Genomic DNA, 18,007 nt, shown 5'->3' with positions numbered 1-18,007 from the left:
TAAAGTTTAAAATAACTATTTTTTTAATATAAAAATTATGGTAATATTATTAATATAATGTTAATGAATAATGAATTAAATGATATATAATATGAAGTATAAGGAATTATATTAAAAAGAATGGGGATTAAGATGATAGTAAACAAGCCTAAAAAAAGAAAAAAGGAAATATCCCGTTATACTATAATGAAAGCCATAATGGGGGGAGTATTTACTGTTCTTGCAGTTAAAACTTTATATTTGCAAGTATATAAACATGATTATTATGTAGATAGAGCTAAAACAAACTCAATTAGATTTGTAGATGAAAAGACACCGAGAGGTGAAATATTAGATAATGAAGGAAATGTATTAGCAGGAAATAAACAAATATACATATTAAAATATAGCACTCCAACAGAAGGGAAATATAATTTTTATGAAACTATGGGGTTAGTATTTGAAATATTAGAAGAAAATGAGGAAGTTTTATTAAATGATACGATTTTAAAATTAAATGAAAATGGAGAACCATATTACGAATTTAAAAGTTCAGATACAGAAAGTCAAGATTATGATAAGATAAGATTCTTAAAAGATAGAGGGATGAACGATTATTTTAAAAGAAAATTATTTTCTAATCAAAATGTAGATTTAGATGAAAAACAATCGCAAGAAATAGATGAAAAACTAAAAGAAGTTACAGCAAAAGAAGCTTTTAATTATTTAATTAAAACATATGACTTAATTGATATAATCGATTCAAAACCAGTTAAAAAAAGTGGAACTTTAACTAAAGAAGATAAACAAGCTTATGATACTGAATTAAGTGCATATAATGAAAGAAAGAAAATATACAAAGATATGACTGGAGATGAAATCCTTGCAAAAATAGAAGGAAAATATTCAAGAGAAGATTTATATAAGTATTTTATTGTAAAAGATGCACTAAGAATTCAAAGTTTTAAAAATGATAAATCAATTGTTATAGCAAATAATATAAAAACGGAAACAGCATTTACTATTTATCAAAGATTAAATGATTTACCTGGAGTTGATGTAGACAAGCAACCTGTAAGGGAATATCCATATGGTACATTAGGATCAGCTGTATTAGGGTATGTTTCTAAAATTGATTCTTCGACACAAGCAAGTTATGAATTAAGAGGATATGATGCATCAACAGATCTTATAGGAAAAGCAGGAATAGAAGCATCTTATGAAAATGATTTAAAAGGAACAAAAGGAGGAAAAACTGTTAAAGTTAATTCTCAAGGAAGAGAAACAGAAGAATTATTTAGACTTGAGTCATCTCCAGGAAATACTGTTCATTTAAATATAAATAAAGATGTTCAATATGCAATGCAACAAGCATTAGAGGATACTATAAAAAATATACAACAAAATAAAAGAGATAATAGTGGACATACATTTGGAAATGCAACTAGAGGATTTGCAATGGTAGCTGAAGTAAATACAGGAAAAATTTTAGGTATGGCAAGTTATCCAGATTACGATCCTAATAAATTTGCAATTCCAGGACAATTGAGTCAAGAAGAGATACAGCAGTATTTTGCGCCAGATTTAGAGGCGTATGGAAAGAAAATTGTTCAAATGCCAGGAGTGAGTAAGAGTATAGATGAATTATTTCCAAAAGATAAAAATGGAAATAGAGAAGATAAATATGATTTATATCCAAAGCCATTTTATAACTATGCAACATTAGGAACATTACCTCCAGGTTCAATATTTAAGCCACTTACAGTTATGGCAGGACTTCAAGAGGGGGTTATAACACCTTCAGAACAAATAATGGCAGGTGGAGTTTTTACAGGTAGACCAAGTGATTTTGGAACTCCAGCATGCTGGATTCATGCAAATGGTGGAAGTCATGGACTTACAAATGCAGCTAAAGCTTTAGAAGTTTCATGCAATGTTTATATGTATGAAACAGCATATAGATTATATACAAAAACAATGAATGAAAATAAGGATTTACCAGAAGTGGAAGCAAAACAAAAAGCATTAAATAGTTTAGCTAATTGGGCATGGAAATTTGGACTAGGATCTGATCCTAATAGTCAAGAAAATCCATCAACAGGAATAGAAATTGAAGAAAATACAACAGGGCAAACATATAATTTTACTACAAATAAAAAGAATATAATAAGTTTTGCAAAGTTTGAACTGAATGATTATTTAGCTAATGGAACTTATGCAGGTGGAGAGAGTTACGTTCCATTTGATTTTGCAGCTAATTTAGCAGATACACCTGAACTTGAACAAGCTAAAATTAATTTAAAGAAAAAAATAACAGACAGATTAGAAGTTGTTGGAACAGGAGATAAAGGAACTGAGTATGAAGCTTTTTATGAGCTAGTTCTTCCGGATGTTAAAAAAATAATGGAAATTTCTCCAAAGTATACGGAAAATATAAATACTTATAATGCAAGTGGGAGAAATACTAACATAGATGAGCAAGCAAAAAAAGTAGCATCAGTAATAGGTAGATTTACGATACATGATAAACCAGTTAATATAATGTCGCCTACTGAAATAATTTCTGCATCTATAGGACAAGGTATAAATCAATTTACACCATTACAATTAATGTCTTATATAACAACATTAGCAAATGGTGGAACTAGATATTCATTAAATCTTGTAGATAAAGTTACTTCAGTGGATGGAACAATATTAAAGCAAAATGATCCAACAATATTAAGTGAAACTAAGATTGATAAAGGAAATTTAGATGCTGTGAAAGAAGGAATGAGAAGAGCAAATGATGGTGAGCAAGGAACAGCTGCATCTGTATTTAAAACATTCCCAATATCAACAGCTGGTAAAACAGGAACAGCAGATTACCATAATGACCAAAGAAGTTTTGGTAGATCACCATATGCAACATATGTGAGTTTTTCTCCTATAGATAAGCCGGAAATAGCATTTGTAGGCGGAATTTATGATGGGGGACATGGTTCTTATACAGCGCCAGTTGCAAAAGCAGCATATGAAGCATATTATAAGGAAACTTTAGAAAAGGATTATCCAAATTATGTGGCAAATTCAGACACATTTAAAAAGTATGTTTTAAATGCGCCAAAAGATAATAATGAATCACAAGATAATGATGATTCAAAGAATAATAAAGAAGAAACTGAAAATAAAGAAAATTAAAGGTTAGGGTTGCTTAAAGTGGCCCTAATTTTAATTAAAAAATAATTTTTAAAATTGAAAATAGATTTAAAATTATAGAGTTATGTTTAATTCTTTTAAAGAGGTGATAAAGTTATAAATTTGCAAAGTTTGAAATGAAATTTTAGAAAAAATGAAGCTGTAAATAAAAAATTAGGAAAAAATAAAAGGATTATATCAAAAAATGTATAATGATGATATAATGATATAGTATAAAAATATTTAAAATAAAGGTTTTTACAAAAATTTGTAGAATACATATTAAAGTGTATTGTATAGCGGAGGTATCAGCGTGCAAGATGGCATAATAATCAAAGGAAATGGAAAAGGACTTGTTGCAGATATTGATATGAATAAATATCCAGATTATAGTGAGATGTTTAAAGAACTTATAGAAAAGCTAGAAAAAGGAAAGCAATTTTACAAGGGGATTTCATTGGCTATAACAATCGATCTTAATATGATTACGGAGAAGGATTTAATTCATCTACAAGAGGGTCTAAAAGACAAAATTGGAATAAACGAAATTGTTTTAAATTCAAATGCTGAAGAAAAGAAAGTAGTAGAAAACAGTAAGGTATTTGCTGGAATATATGAAGGAAAAACAAAGTTTTTAAGAAAAACTATAAGAGGCGGACAGTGTGTTAGTTATAATGGCAATATGGTCATTATTGGAGATATAAATAGTGGAGCAGAAGTTATAGCAACAGGAAATGTAATTGTGCTTGGAAGTATTAATGGAACAGTGTTTGCTGGTTCTAATGGAAACGATAAAGCGGTTATAGCAGCATTTTCACTTTACCCAGAAATACTAAAAATAGCTGATAGAATAGCTATGTCACCTGATTCTGAAAAGCCAACATATCCAGAAATAGCGAAGATAAAAGATGGCATGATAACAGTAGAGCCATACTTAGTAAATAAATACATTTATTAGTGGAGGGATTAATTAAATGGGAGTATCTATAGTAATTACATCAGGTAAAGGGGGAGTTGGTAAAACAACAACAACAGCTAACTTAGGAACTGCACTTGCATCACTAGGGAAAAAAGTAGTTGTAGTTGATGGTGATACAGGACTTAGAAACCTAGATGTATTAATGGGACTTGAAAATAGAATTGTGTATACAATAATAGACGTTATAGAAAATAGATGCAGATTAAAGCAAGCTTTAATAAAAGATAAGAGATTTCCAAATCTACATTTGTTACCAACAGCACAATCAAAGGATAAAGATGATGTAAAATCAAATGATATGCTTAAAATAGTGAGAGAACTTAAAGAAGAGTTTGATTATGTGTTAATAGATTCTCCAGCAGGAATAGAAGGCGGATTTGAAAATGCAGCTATCGGAGCAGAAAAAGCTGTAGTTGTAGTAAATCCAGAAATAACTTCAATCAGAGATGCTGATAGAGTAATTGGAAAACTTGATGCAAAAGGAATAACTGATCACTCAGTAGTAGTAAATAGATTAAACCCAGAAATGGCAGCTAGAGGGGATATGCTAGGAGTAAATGATATTATAGAAGTATTATCAGTAGAACTTCTAGGTGTAGTTCCAGATGATAAAAGAGTATCAGTGTCAACGAACAAAGGAGAGCCAATAGTTTTAGATGAGGATTCACAAACAGGAAAAGCATTTAAAAATATTGCTAAGAGATTAAATGGTGAAGATGTTCCAATAATGGAATTTACCGAAGAAAATTCAGGATTTTTCGGGAATTTAATGAAACTTTTTAAACGTAAATAGGGAGGCTTTTAGTATGGGATTTTTTAATTTCGGAAAACAAAAACCAAAAGAAATTGCAAAAGATAGACTAAGGCTTATACTTATTCACGATAGAGGTGACTTGCCAGAAGAAACATTAGAAAAAATAAGAACAGAAATCTTACAAGTTATTACAAAATATATAGAAATTCAAGGCGAAGATGTTGAAATATCGGTAAGCAAAAGTGGTATTGAAGAAGGTGAAGGTCCTTCATCACTTATTGCAAATATACCGATTAAAAATATAAAAGGCCAATAATATTTATGCTACGTAGACAAAATAGTAATATTACTACGTGGCTTTTTTCTATATAAAATTATGTTATAAAGAATAAAATTAAAATAATAACAGAATATCTCAAAATTAGATTTTAAAAGAATGAAATAAAAGATGTTTATTAAAATTTTATTATTTTTTATAATGTAAGTATGTTTTTTATAGAGAATGAAAAGATTATGATATATAATAGAGTATGTTACTGAACAATAACATACTAGGAGGTGTAGTATTGCTTAGACGAGATTTACTATTTGATAATAGTGGAAGCAGTAGTAAAGGATCTATTAGAAGAAACTTTAGAGACATGGATAAAGTGTTATTATTTGTAACTATTGTGATAGTTATGTTTGGAATACTTAATATATATCTTTGTACAAAGGGAACTTATGGATTAACATTTGCTGAAAAACAATTTACATGGATGATTGTTTCACTAGTAGCGATGTATATATGTATAGCAATAGATTATAGAGTTTTTTACAATTATGTTCCAATATTTTATTGGGTTTCTATAGCATTGTTATTACTTACAAGGGTTTTAGGAACTACCATAAATGGAGCAAGAGGATGGATAAGGCTTGGACCTCTATCTTTTCAACCATCGGAAATTGCAAAGGTTGCAATGATTATGATGCTTGCAAAATGTTTAGAAGAAATGGATTTACAAATAAATAATTTAAGAAATTTTATAAAACTTACTATATATGCTCTTATTCCTATGATATTTATCGTAATACAACCGGATATGGGAATGACAATGGTTTGTTTCTTTATTGTATTAGGGATATATTTTGTCGCCGGATTAGATAAGAGAATATTTATTGGAGGATTTTTAGGATTAGTTGTGTTTGTTGCAATTGTATGGAATGTAGGGTTAATTCAGCCATATCAAAAGGCCAGAGTAACATCGTTCTTAAATCCATCAGCCAATGCATCAACAACAGGATACCATTTAAGTCAATCCTTAATAAGTGTTGGTACTGGAGGCTTGTTTGGAGATAGACCATCACTAGCTAATGATGGTACATCAGGATATGCAGCTCAACACGTTCCAGAAATTCAAACAGACTTTATATTCTCAACAACAGCAGAAAATTGGGGATTTGTAGGAGTAATATTCTTACTTACAATGTATGGAATATTAATCGTGAAAATGATTAATATTGCACGGAGCGCAAAAGATACTTTTGGAATGATAATTTGTATAGGAATTACTGCATATTTCTTATTTGCTATATTCCAGAATATTGGGATGACTATAGGACTTATGCCGATTACAGGAATAACACTTCCATTAATTAGTTATGGAGGAAGTTCACTTCTATCAATTATGATGACAATAGGATTGGTAATTAATATAGGAATGAGAAGGAAATCAATAAGGTTTTAAATAGTTTAAAGGCTACATCAAAAGATGTGGCCTTTTTTGTATGGAAAAAATAAAAAAATATAAAAAAGGATAAGTTAAGAATCTTAAATAGGAATAAAGGATAGGAGGAAAAAATATAAATTAATAATAGAAGGGAATTGGAGGAAGGAGAAATGGGATATTATAGAAGCGAATATGAGGATTATTACAGAGGAGTGAGAGGGATTTCTACAGGGAAAAGTAGTTACGTAAGAGGAGAAGGTTATACAAATCAAAATATAGTGAATTCTTCAAGAAGAACTAAAAGAGAAAAGAAAAATGGAACTGTTGAGATGATATTAACACAAATAATAGGAATATCTTTAATTGGGGGAATAGTGTATTTTACAAATGTATCTAAAGATACTAGATTACAAGAAGTCTATAAGAACATAAGTGGAATTATAAAAACAGATTATTATTTTAATGAAAAAGAAATAGCTTTGAGTTTAAAAGGTAAAGTCTTAGAGGCGATAAAAGAATTTAAGATAGAGATAGAAAAATAAGGTTTATTGGAACTAAAATGAATAAATCTATAAAAAGCTTAATCTTAGAGGCTATCTTGTTAATTATAATAATGACTATAAATGAAGGAATATTCATAAGTGTAATATCAGTATTGATACATGAATTTACTCACATAATTGTAGGGAATTTATATGGCTGTAAACTACATGAGTTTAACGTAAGTTTAACTGGGACAAATGCAAAATTAACAGATGTTAATGATTTAGAAGATTTTCAAAAATTAAATTTATATTTAAGTGGACCTAGTATGAATCTTTTGATTTTTATTTTATGTTTTTGTATAAGTAATATTAGTTATAATGAGCATTTAATGATAATTGGAAATATTAATTTGGGATTATTTATATTTAATATGATACCTGCATATCCTTTAGATGGATCTAAGATTTTAGAGATAATATTATCAAGGTGGATTACTTATAGGAAAGCAAAGAGAGTAATAAGAGGTACTAGTTATATATTTGTCTTTTTCTTATCTTATATCTTTATATTGGGATTATCAAAAAATAATTTTGAAATAGGCTTAGTGTTAGTTTCGGGACTTATAATATATTCTAGTTATATTGAAAAAAAATCAACTATTTATATGATGATGGATAATCTTTTTAGAAAGGGAAACCTAATAGAAAAATATGAGTACATAGAAAATAGAAGTGTTTCTGTTTCTCATAAGAATAAACTTTTAAATCTTTTAAAGATAATAGATAGAAATAAATTTAATGAATTTTATATATTAGATGAGGAATTAAAATTTTTAGGAATGATAAAAGAAGATGAAGTAATTGAAGCTCTGAAAAAATATGGAAATATTTCTCTAAAGGAGTATTTAATTTTGAAAAATGAGCAATAATATAAAAGAAAGCTATCTTTACAATATCTTTCAAAATGAAACCATTAATTTCCACACTAAAAGCTATCTTTCGCAAAGATAGAAAGCCCTTAATGAAACAAGTTTAAGTATTCCGCTTATTTTGTTTTTTTAAGGGCTTAAATTTTATATAATGGTGAATAAAATGGGAAGATTCACTTTTATAAAATAATAGAAGAAATTAAGGTTTTATGCTAGAATAAAGAAATATATATAGGAAAGAACTTTGAAATTTAGGAGGATATATTCATGAATAAAATTACTGATAGTATCTTATGTAGAGTTGAGAAGCCATCAAGATACGTTGGTGGAGAATTAAACGAAGTAGTAAAAGATTTAAAAGATATAGATTTAAGATTTGCTTTTTGTTTCCCAGATGTATATGAGGTAGGAATGTCACACTTAGGAACAAGAATACTTTATCATACGATAAATGGAAGAAAAGATACATATTGCGAAAGAGTTTTTGCACCATGGCCAGACATGGAAGAAGAACTAAGAAAAAATAATATTTCTTTATATTCTTTAGAAACAAAAACACCATTAAAAGAATTTAATATGCTTGGGTTTACCCTTCAATACGAAATGAGCTATACAAATATATTAAATATGTTAGATATGTCAGGGATTCCACTAAGATCTTCTGAAAGAAGTGAGAATGACCCTATAATAATGGCAGGTGGTCCATGTGCTTATAATCCAGAGCCACTTCATGAAATCATTGATTTCTTCGAACTTGGAGAAGGGGAAGAAATGATGAATGATGTCCTTGATGTTTATAAAAAATATAAAGGAAAAAATGATAAAAAAGGTTTCTTAAGAGAAATTTCTAAGATAGAAGGTATCTATGTACCATCATTATATGAAGTTTCTTATAATGAAGATGGTACTATTAAAGAATTTAAACCAAAATATGATGATGTACCTAAGGAAGTTAAAAAAAGAATAATAAATGATTTTGATAAAGTAGATTATCCAACAGAAATGGTTGTACCATATAGTGAGATTGTTCATGATAGAATAGTCCTTGAAACATTTAGAGGATGCACAAATGGGTGCAGATTTTGTCAAGCAGGAATGATTTATAGACCAGTTAGAGAAAAAACACGTGAAACACTTGTAAATCAAGCAAGAGAAATGGTTAAAGCTACAGGGTATCAGGAAATATCTCTAGCATCATTAAGTACCTGTGATTATTCAGATATTCAAAATCTTATAAATGATTTAATAAAAGAGCATGAAGGAAATAAAGTAGGAGTAGCACTACCATCTATAAGAGTTGATGCTTTTTCAGTAGATTTAATTAAGGAAATTCAAAAGGTAAGAAAATCTGGATTAACTTTTGCACCAGAAGCTGGTTCTCAAAGAATGAGGGATATAATAAATAAAGGGTTAACAGAAGAAAAGATATTAGAAGCTGCTAAAAGTGCTTTTGAAGCAGGATGGAGCAGATTAAAACTTTACTTTATTATAGGATTACCTTATGAAAATAGAGAGGATTGTGCAGCAATTGGGGATTTAGCACAAAAGATTGTGGATCAATATTTCCAAGTTCCTAAAGAGGTAAGAAATAGAGGGCTTAGAGTTACAGTAAGTACATCAATACTTATTCCAAAGGCATTTACACCATTCCAATGGGCACCTATGGAAAGAAGAGAAGAAGTTATTGAAAAAATTAAAGCTGTTAAATATTCATTAAAATCTCCAGCAGTAGTTTATAACTATCATGAGCAAACAACTTCATATTTAGAAGCTATATTTGCAAGAGGAGATAGAAAACTTGGAGATGTATTAATTAAGGCATTTGAAAAAGGATGTAGATTTGATGGATGGAGTGAATATTTCAAATTTGATACTTGGATAGAAGCTTTAGAAGAATGTAATATAGATGGAGACTTCTATGCATTTAGAGAGAGAAGTTATGATGAAATATTACCATGGGACTTTATAAATATAGGTGTTACAAGAAAATATTTAGAGAATGAAAATGAAAAAGCTAAAAAAGCAGAACTTACACAAAACTGTAGAAAAGGATGTACAGGGTGTGGAGTTAACGTAAACTTTAAAGAAGGGAAGTGTTTTGAAGGTGCGTTACTTAATTAAATATACAAAAGAAGCAGATATAAAATTTATATCTCACTTAGATCTTTTAAGAACTATACAAAGATCTATTAGAAGGTCAGAACTACCAATTCACTACTCACAAGGATTCAATCCACATATGGCTACATCAATAGCACAACCTCTATCGGTAGGAGTATATTCAGATGGAGAGTATATGGACATGGAGTTAGATGAAGAAGTAGATTTAGATGAAATAGTAGAAAGATTAAATAAAAGTTCTGCTAGAGGCGTAAAGTTTTCAAAAGCTGTATTTATTCCAGCGCCAAAACAAAATGAAAAAAAGGTTCCACAAGCTATGGCATTAATAGATGGAGCTAGATATATAATGAAAATAAAATATTCAGACCTTTCAAACTTTGATAAAGAAATGGAAGAGTTAATGAATAAAGAAGAATGGATAATGACAAAAAGATCAAAACGTTCAGAAAGAGAAGTTGATATTAGACCAATGGTTAAAGAGATAAAGTACTGGTCTAAAGATGATGAAGGAATCTTCAATGTACTTATAAGTGCAGGAAGTAGAGAACATTTATCAGCGGATTTAGTAGTAGATTTAATAAAGAAAAATACTACTAATGTTTTAAATGATGAATTTGTTGATATAAAAAGAGAAGAAATGTATTGTTTTAAAGGGGACAAATTAGTTCCATTATATGAATGTATATAGGAAGTGGAAATTGATGAGAGAAATTTGTATTGAAAGAAGCGAAAAGTTTTTAAGAGTAGCTGTAAGAGATAATGGAATTTTAGAAGAATGTTTTATAGAAGAGAAAACAGAAGAGCCTACAGTAGGAGAAATATATAAAGCAAAGATTAAAAATATTGTACCTGGAATAAATTCAATATTTTTAGATATGGGACTTTCAAAAGAAGGTTACATGTATTATAGTGATGAACTTAAAAAATTAAATGTAAAAAAAGGCGATGAGCTTTTAGTTGAAGTTTTAAAAGAGCCCTTAGGAGATAAGGGAGCTAAAGTTACGCATAAAGTTAGTATTCCAGGAAAATATATTGTTTTATCTAAAGGAAATGATGGAATAGTATTTTCTAAAAGAATAAATGATGATGTTAAAAAACAGCTTATTTTAGCAGAACTTAAAAAGATAGATGGAGTTACGCTTACAATAAGAACTGAAGGAGCAAAAGCTCCTTTAGAAGCTTTGGAAAATGAGAGTAATAGATTAAAAGATATTTATGATGAGCTTTTAAGAAAACTTAATTATAGTAATACTTGTGAGAGAGTATTTGGAAAAAAAGCAGCATTAAGTAAAGTTATAATAGATAATATAACTAAGGAAGATTTAAAAATATATGTAAATAATGAAAATGATGAAGAGTTTATAAAAAAGTTTCTAGATAAAGAAAATGTAATTATAGAAAGATACGAAGGACTTAGAACACTTTTTGATTATTTAGATATAGAAAAAGAAATACTTAAGTTAAGACATAATAAAATAGCACTACCTTGTGGTGGAAATATAGTTATCGAGAGAACAGAAGCTATGTATGTTATAGATATTAATAGCGGGAAGAATATAAAAGAAAAAAATCTTCAAAAGACTGTATTAGAAACAAATGTAGAAGCTGCTAGAGAAATTGGAAAACAAATAATGCTTAGAAACTTAAGTGGAATAATAGTTATTGATTTTATTGATTTAAGAGATAAAAATGATAGATTTACTGTAATGAGAGAATTAAAAAAATCATTAAGTAAAGATGGAGGGAACTCTAAAATATTCCCATTTACAGAGTTAGACTTAATTCAAATATCAAGAAGAAGAAGAGGTAAGAGTATTTATGATAGTATAGAAGAAAAATGTACTCTATGCCAAGGAACAGGAAATGTATTAAGACTTGCATATGTAGAAACTCTTATAAAGAATGAAATACTAAAATCTTTAGAGGAAAATACAATAAAAAGTTTTTATATAGAACTAGATTCAACATATAAAGAAAGAGTATCAGGAGATATTATTACATTCCTTAAAAATATAGATGGAATAGATAAAGAGATATATTTAAATTATGTTGATGGAATAAGTGGATATAAGGTGGAACCAATAATATTCTTAAATCAAAGAGAAAATCTTAAAAATTACCTTATAAAAGCTGTAGAAAAATGTTAGGATTATTCTTTACAAAAAATGTAGTTTATGATAATATGATTTAGTAAACCGCTCATGAATGGGTTTTATTAAACAAAGTTTACTTTGTACCCACAGTGGCGAGACCGTTATGAGGAGGTGTTTTAGAATGTACGCAGTAGTAAAAACAGGTGGAAAACAATACAGAGTTCAAGAAGGCGATGTATTATTCATTGAAAAATTAGAAGTAGAAGTTGATTCAACTGTTGAATTAACAGAAGTTTTAGCTGTTGGTGGAGAAACTTTAAAAGTTGGAACTCCAGTAGTTGAAGGTGCTAAAGTTGTTGCTAAAGTTTTATCTCAAGGTAAAGCTAAAAAAGTTACTGTTTTCAAATATAAACCTAAAAAGGATTATAGAAGAAAAGCTGGTCACAGACAACCTTACACTAAAATAGTTATAGAAAAGATCGAAGCATAGTCAAATGATTAGCGGAAAGATTTATTCTAATAACGAAAATTTAATAGGTTTTACTATTGACAGTCATGCAATGCCAGAAGGAAGAGACTTTAACAGTAACGAACTTCTAGTAGGTGAAGCTTTTGATATGATCTGTAACTCAGTTTCAGTTTTATCACAAAGTGTAATCATAGGTTTAGATAATGTTTTAGGACTTAACTGTACTTATGAGATTGGAGATGGATACCTTAGTTTAGACCTAAGAGATTTTTCGCAAGAAGAATTAGAAAAAGCACAAGTTTTACTTAAAACTTTTAAGCTTAGCTTAGATAGTGTAATTATGGGTTTAGATGGGACAATAGGAACAAATAAACGTAGAGAATATATAAATATTAAAACAGAGGAGGTGTAGATATGTTAATAATGAACCTTCAATTATTTGCCCACAAAAAAGGGGTAGGTAGCTCAAAGAACGGTAGAGACTCTGAATCAAAAAGATTAGGTGTTAAATCAGCTGACGGTGAATTCGTACTTGCTGGAAACATCATCGTAAGACAAAGAGGAACTAAAATCCACCCTGGAAACAATGTTGGAAGAGGTAAGGATGATACTCTATTCGCTAAAATTGATGGAGTAGTTAAATTCGAAAGAGTTGGAAAAGACAAGAAGAAAGCTTCTGTTTATCCAGTTGCAGTAGAAATAGCTGAATAATTTAATTTTTTATATAGAAAGCACCCGAATTTTGGGTGCTTTTTAAATATAAAAAATAAATTAAAGGCTTATTGGTATCTAAAAACTAATATTATTGTTATAATGAAGAAAAATACTTAATTTATTGTTTTAATATTAGAAGATAAGGAATAATAAAAATATAAAGATTTTACATAAGGAAAGGTGAGTATATGTTTATAGATAAAGCCAAAGTATTCGTAAAATCTGGTAAAGGTGGAGATGGAGCGGTTTCTTTTAGAAGAGAGAAATACGTACCTCTTGGAGGACCAGATGGAGGAGATGGTGGTAAAGGTGGAAGCGTTATATTAAAAGTTGACACTGGAGTTACTACTCTTATGGATTTTAAATATAAGAAAAAATTCGTAGCAGATCCAGGACAAAATGGTGGAGAATCAAAATGTTACGGAAGAGATGGAAAAGATCTTACTATTATAGTACCAATGGGAACTATAGTAAGAGAAGCAGAAAGTAATAAGATAATTTGTGATCTTTCAGATAAAAATGATGAATTTACTTTACTTAAAGGTGGAAAAGGTGGAAAAGGAAATGTTAAGTTCTGTACACCAACAAGACAGGCACCACATTTTGCTGAACCAGGAATGCCAGGAGAAGAGTTAAATGTAGTTTTAGAATTAAAACTTTTAGCAGATGTTGGACTTTTAGGATTCCCGAACGTAGGTAAGTCAACATTCTTATCAATGACTACAAAAGCTAAGCCAAAGATAGCAAACTATCATTTTACAACTATTAAACCAAACTTAGGGGTAGTAGCAACAGAAGGAATCGAACCATTTGTAATGGCAGATATTCCAGGGATTATTGAAGGAGCTAGTGAAGGTGTTGGTCTTGGATTAGAATTCTTAAGACACATTGAAAGAACTAGACTTTTAATACATGTAGTTGATTTATCAGGATTAGAAGGAAGAGAACCTTTTGAAGATTTCCTAAAAATCAATGAAGAATTAAAAAAATATGCAGTTAAGCTATATGATAGACCACAAATAGTTGTAGCTAATAAAGCAGATCTTGTTTATGATGAAGAAGTATTTAACGAGTTTAAAAAGAAAGTTAACGAACTTGGATATGACAAGGTATTCAAAATGTCAGCAGCAACTAGAGATAATGTTGATGCTGTAATAAAAGAAGCAGCTACAATGCTTAAAGATATTCCTATAACAGGACTTGATATTTCAGAAGATGAAATGTATATCCCAGAAGAAAAAAGATTCACATATGAAATTAGAGTTGAAAAAGGTGAAGAATTCGACACTTACTTTGTTGAAGGAAGCTTCGTAGACAGACTTTTAAGTGCTGTTAATGTACATGATGCAGATTCATTAAGATACTTCCATAAAGTTCTTAATAACAAAGGTATATTCAGTGAATTAAGAGAATTAGGAATAAAAGATGGAGATATGGTAAATCTTAACGACTTCGAATTCGAGTACTTATTATAGGAGGAACATTAATGTTAACAGGAAAAGAAAGAGCATACTTAAGAAAATTAGCTCATGGAGTAGATCCAATATTTCAAATTGGTAAAAATGGAATAGAGGAAAACTTTTTAAAGCAAGTTGCTGAGGCATTAGAAGCTAGAGAACTTATAAAAATAAAAGTTTTAGAAAATAGTGGATTAGTAACTAGAGAAGCTTCAGATCTTATCTGTAGAGAAGTTAGAGCTGAAGGAATACAAGCAATTGGTAGTAAAATAGTAATTTATAAGAAATCACTTAAAAAGCCTAAGATAGAAATACCAAACAAATAAAATGAAAAAATATGGGATTATAGGTGGAACCTTTGATCCTATTCACTTTGCACATCTTTATATAGCAGATGAAGCTAAATATTCATTAGGGCTAGATAAGGTCATATTTATGCCAAATGGGAACCCTCCACATAAAGCTTTAAAAGAAGTTAGTGAAGGGTTTCTAAGGTATGAGATGGTATGTGAAGGAATAAAAGGATTAGATGGATTCATTGCTTCAGACTATGAAATTAAGCGAGATGAACCAAGTTTTACTTATAAAACTCTACAGGCTTTTAAAGAAAAGGATGTAGAGTTATTTTTTATAACAGGGGCAGATTGTCTTATGGACTTAGAAGAGTGGGAAAATATAAAAGAAATTTTTAATAACGCCAATTTAGTTGTATTTAAAAGACCAGGATTTACTTTTGAAGATTTAAAAGAACAGAAAAAATATATTGAAGAAAAATATGAGACTAAGATAATATTTTTAAATTTAAAGGATTTAGACATATCATCAACAGATATAAGGAAAAGAATAAAAGAAAATAGAAATGTTAAGTTTTTCTTACCAAATGGAGTTTTAGACATAATAAAAAGAGAAAAGCTTTATAAATAATAAGGGGGTATCATTATGAGTATAGAAGTTATATATGATTATCTAAAGGAAAACCTTAGGGAAAATAGATTTATGCATACTTTAGGAGTAGTTTCTACTTCGAAGAAACTGGCAAGTATAAATAATGTAGATGTGGCCAGAGCAGAACTTGCAGCTCTTTTGCATGATATAAGTAAAAATATATCAAAAGAGGATATGCTAAAAATAATGAAAAAGAATGATATAAAATTAACATTAAGTGAGAAAGAAACACCAGAACTTTGGCATAGTATAGTGGGACCTATCCAAGCTAAAGAAAAGTTTAATATAAATGATGAAGAAATATTAGGTGCTATAAGATGGCACACAACAGGGAAAGAAAATATGACTACTTTAGAAAAAATTATATATATAGCAGATATGATAGAACCATCAAGAACATTTGATGGAGTAAATGAAATTAGGGAAGAAGTATTAAAGGGATTAGATAAGGGTGTATTAATGGGAATGAATCATACAATTGCATTTTTATTATCTAAAAATGGAATGATAGATGAAAATACAGTAAAGGCTAGAAATTATTTATTATGTGAAATAAGTAAGGCCTAGAATTTTTAAGTAATTTTTATGAGGTGAGAAATGGTAAGGGACGACGATAATAGGGGAAGAAAGCCAAAACGTAGGCTTTCTCGTGAAGAACAAATAATAATGCAGAGAAGAATACAAGAAAGAAATAAGAAGATACGAAGGAATGCTCCTAGAATAGGAGCAAATGATCCAAGAAGAAGAGTAGACGATGATAGTATAAATGAAGAACTGCTAAGAGAAAGAAGTCTATATGAAGAAGATGACGAGCAACTTTTAGATGAAGATTACTCAGAAGGAGAAAGCTATTCATCAGATGCAAAAAAACGAAGTAATAATGGGAAAAGTTCTAAGATTAGAAGAAGTGAACGGAAGAAAAAAGAAAAGAAATCTAAAAGAAATTCAAAAAATAAGAAAAAGAAATTTAAGAATAGTAGAGTTGGATTGAAAAAAATATTAGGGATAATAGGATTAATACTAATAATGTTTATAGGTTTTAATGCAATTAGTGCATTTAGTATGCTCTCTAAGATAACAGATGAAAATATGATGGCAGCTAAGCCTGTAGCGGCAGATGAAACCGTAAATATACTATTACTCGGAATGGATGTTGGTAGTGTTGAAAATCCAAATGATAATTCATCTAAGAGAACAGATACTATAATGGTTTTAAATTTTAATCCTAAAACAAAGAAAATAAATCTTGTTTCAATTCCAAGGGATACAAAAATCGATATTAACGGGCGAAGCTGGAAGATAAACGCAGCTTATCCTATTGGTGGAGAAAAAGAAATTACAAAGCAAGTTGAAAATATTTTAGGAATAAATATAAATTATTTAGCAAAGATTGATTATAAAGCATTTAGAGATATTATTGATGCAATAGGTGGAGTTACAGTTAAAATCAAACATGACATGGATTATACTGATAAGAGTCAAAACTTAAGAATTAAGTTTAAAAAAGGCACTACAGAACACTTAGATGGTAAAAAAGCAGAAGAATTCTTTAGATGGAGAAAAAATAATGATGGAACAGGACTTGCTATGGGAGACTTAGATAGAATAGAAAATCAACATGAGTTTTTACAAGCTGTAGTAGATAAGTGTACAAGCCCTGCAATAGTATTAAGATTACCATCTATATTGAAAGCAATCGAAAAGAATGTTAGTACAAATATGGAGGGAAGCACATTAATTAAATATGCTTTAAAAATGATATTTGTAAAATCTAACAATGTAAATATGACAACAATAAAAGGAGTTCCAAAAGATATTGGCGGACAATCATATTTTATTTTTGAGAAAGAAAAAAATAAAGATTTATTAGCAGAATTAAAAAATGGAACAACTGAAAATAAAGGACCTGAATCAAAAGGTGAAATATCGGTTAAGATATTAAATAGTACGGAGGTTTCGGGACTTGCAGCAAGATATAAAACAACTTTAGATAGAGAAGGCTTTAAAAAAATAGATGTTGGAACTATAGAGAATAATGTTTCAAAAAATACTTATGCTTTAGTTAAATCAAAGGATATAAAAAAAATCGTAGAAAAAGACCTTATAGGAATAGATGAGTATAAGGTTATGAAAGATGGAGATGAAAACTCAAAGTATGATTTAGTTGTAGTATTAGGTTTAGATTCAGCCGGTTAA

18 protein-coding genes are annotated in these 18,007 nt (G+C 29.2%); all 18 read left to right on the top strand.

Annotation, left to right across the window (positions count from 1 at the left end; all coding sequences use genetic code 11):
* Nucleotides 1-132: 132 nt before the first annotated feature.
* The 18 genes from Q0W06_RS08955 to Q0W06_RS08870 all read left to right on the top strand — a co-directional run bounded on the left by Q0W06_RS08955 (nt 133) and on the right by Q0W06_RS08870 (nt 18,007).
* Nucleotides 133-3,159: a penicillin-binding transpeptidase domain-containing protein gene (locus Q0W06_RS08955; protein ID WP_297634066.1), complete on the top strand. Its 3,027-nt coding sequence runs from the start codon at nt 133-135 to the stop codon at nt 3,157-3,159.
* Nucleotides 3,160-3,526: 367 nt separating this feature from the next.
* Nucleotides 3,527-4,114: a septum site-determining protein MinC gene (minC, locus tag Q0W06_RS08950; RefSeq protein ID WP_297634127.1), complete on the top strand. Its 588-nt coding sequence runs from the start codon at nt 3,527-3,529 to the stop codon at nt 4,112-4,114.
* A gap of 16 nt (nt 4,115-4,130) precedes the next feature.
* Nucleotides 4,131-4,928 carry a septum site-determining protein MinD gene (gene minD / locus Q0W06_RS08945; protein WP_297634064.1) on the top strand — a complete coding sequence of 266 codons (798 nt, stop codon included), beginning with the start codon at nt 4,131-4,133 and terminating at the stop codon, nt 4,926-4,928.
* Nucleotides 4,929-4,941: 13 nt separating this feature from the next.
* A complete protein-coding gene (minE, locus tag Q0W06_RS08940) occupies nt 4,942-5,205 on the top strand; it encodes a cell division topological specificity factor MinE (RefSeq protein ID WP_297634062.1) in 264 nt (87 codons plus the stop codon).
* A 325-nt stretch (nt 5,206-5,530) separates the two neighbouring features.
* A complete protein-coding gene (gene rodA / locus Q0W06_RS08935) occupies nt 5,531-6,616 on the top strand; it encodes a rod shape-determining protein RodA (RefSeq protein ID WP_297634125.1) in 1,086 nt (361 codons plus the stop codon).
* Between the two features lie 152 nt (nt 6,617-6,768).
* Nucleotides 6,769-7,140, top strand: coding sequence for a hypothetical protein (locus Q0W06_RS08930; RefSeq protein ID WP_297634060.1), 372 nt, complete (start codon nt 6,769-6,771; stop codon nt 7,138-7,140).
* A 56-nt stretch (nt 7,141-7,196) separates the two neighbouring features.
* Nucleotides 7,197-8,012 (top strand): site-2 protease family protein, encoded by an 816-nt coding sequence (locus tag Q0W06_RS08925; RefSeq protein ID WP_297634058.1) that lies wholly within the window; start codon nt 7,197-7,199, stop codon nt 8,010-8,012.
* A gap of 267 nt (nt 8,013-8,279) precedes the next feature.
* Entirely contained in the window at nt 8,280-10,133 is a 1,854-nt protein-coding gene (locus Q0W06_RS08920) for a TIGR03960 family B12-binding radical SAM protein (RefSeq protein WP_297634056.1), read from the top strand.
* Complete coding sequence (locus tag Q0W06_RS08915) at nt 10,117-10,821, top strand: TIGR03936 family radical SAM-associated protein (RefSeq protein WP_297634123.1); 705 nt, start codon at nt 10,117-10,119, stop codon at nt 10,819-10,821. Before Q0W06_RS08920 ends, Q0W06_RS08915 begins: the two co-directional genes overlap by 17 nt.
* Nucleotides 10,822-10,834: 13 nt before the next feature.
* Nucleotides 10,835-12,280 (top strand): ribonuclease E/G, encoded by a 1,446-nt coding sequence (locus tag Q0W06_RS08910; RefSeq protein WP_297634054.1) that lies wholly within the window; start codon nt 10,835-10,837, stop codon nt 12,278-12,280.
* Nucleotides 12,281-12,407: 127 nt separating this feature from the next.
* Nucleotides 12,408-12,716: a 50S ribosomal protein L21 gene (gene rplU, locus Q0W06_RS08905; protein ID WP_297634052.1), complete on the top strand. Its 309-nt coding sequence runs from the start codon at nt 12,408-12,410 to the stop codon at nt 12,714-12,716.
* Nucleotides 12,717-12,720: 4 nt separating this feature from the next.
* Nucleotides 12,721-13,107 carry a ribosomal-processing cysteine protease Prp gene (locus tag Q0W06_RS08900; RefSeq protein ID WP_297634049.1) on the top strand — a complete coding sequence of 129 codons (387 nt, stop codon included), beginning with the start codon at nt 12,721-12,723 and terminating at the stop codon, nt 13,105-13,107.
* 2 nt (nt 13,108-13,109) lie between these two features.
* Nucleotides 13,110-13,406, top strand: a complete 297-nt coding sequence (gene rpmA / locus Q0W06_RS08895) for a 50S ribosomal protein L27 (protein ID WP_297634046.1) — start codon at nt 13,110-13,112, stop codon at nt 13,404-13,406.
* A gap of 191 nt (nt 13,407-13,597) precedes the next feature.
* The gene (gene obgE / locus Q0W06_RS08890) at nt 13,598-14,884 is read left to right on the top strand and encodes a GTPase ObgE (RefSeq protein WP_297634043.1); all 1,287 of its coding nucleotides are present in this window, start codon (nt 13,598-13,600) and stop codon (nt 14,882-14,884) included.
* 11 nt (nt 14,885-14,895) lie between these two features.
* Nucleotides 14,896-15,192 carry a ribosome assembly RNA-binding protein YhbY gene (yhbY, locus tag Q0W06_RS08885; RefSeq protein ID WP_297634040.1) on the top strand — a complete coding sequence of 99 codons (297 nt, stop codon included), beginning with the start codon at nt 14,896-14,898 and terminating at the stop codon, nt 15,190-15,192.
* Between the two features lies 1 nt (nt 15,193).
* Complete coding sequence (nadD, locus tag Q0W06_RS08880) at nt 15,194-15,790, top strand: nicotinate-nucleotide adenylyltransferase (RefSeq protein ID WP_297634037.1); 597 nt, start codon at nt 15,194-15,196, stop codon at nt 15,788-15,790.
* A 12-nt stretch (nt 15,791-15,802) separates the two neighbouring features.
* Nucleotides 15,803-16,378: a bis(5'-nucleosyl)-tetraphosphatase (symmetrical) YqeK gene (yqeK, locus tag Q0W06_RS08875; RefSeq protein ID WP_297634121.1), complete on the top strand. Its 576-nt coding sequence runs from the start codon at nt 15,803-15,805 to the stop codon at nt 16,376-16,378.
* A gap of 30 nt (nt 16,379-16,408) precedes the next feature.
* Nucleotides 16,409-18,007 (top strand): LCP family protein, encoded by a 1,599-nt coding sequence (locus tag Q0W06_RS08870; RefSeq protein ID WP_297634034.1) that lies wholly within the window; start codon nt 16,409-16,411, stop codon nt 18,005-18,007.

The organism is uncultured Clostridium sp., from assembly GCF_947072515.1.
Classification (GTDB): domain Bacteria; phylum Bacillota; class Clostridia; order Clostridiales; family Clostridiaceae; genus Clostridium.
Note: the sequence above shows the minus strand (reverse complement) of the source record. Positions and strands in the feature narration are given on the sequence as shown.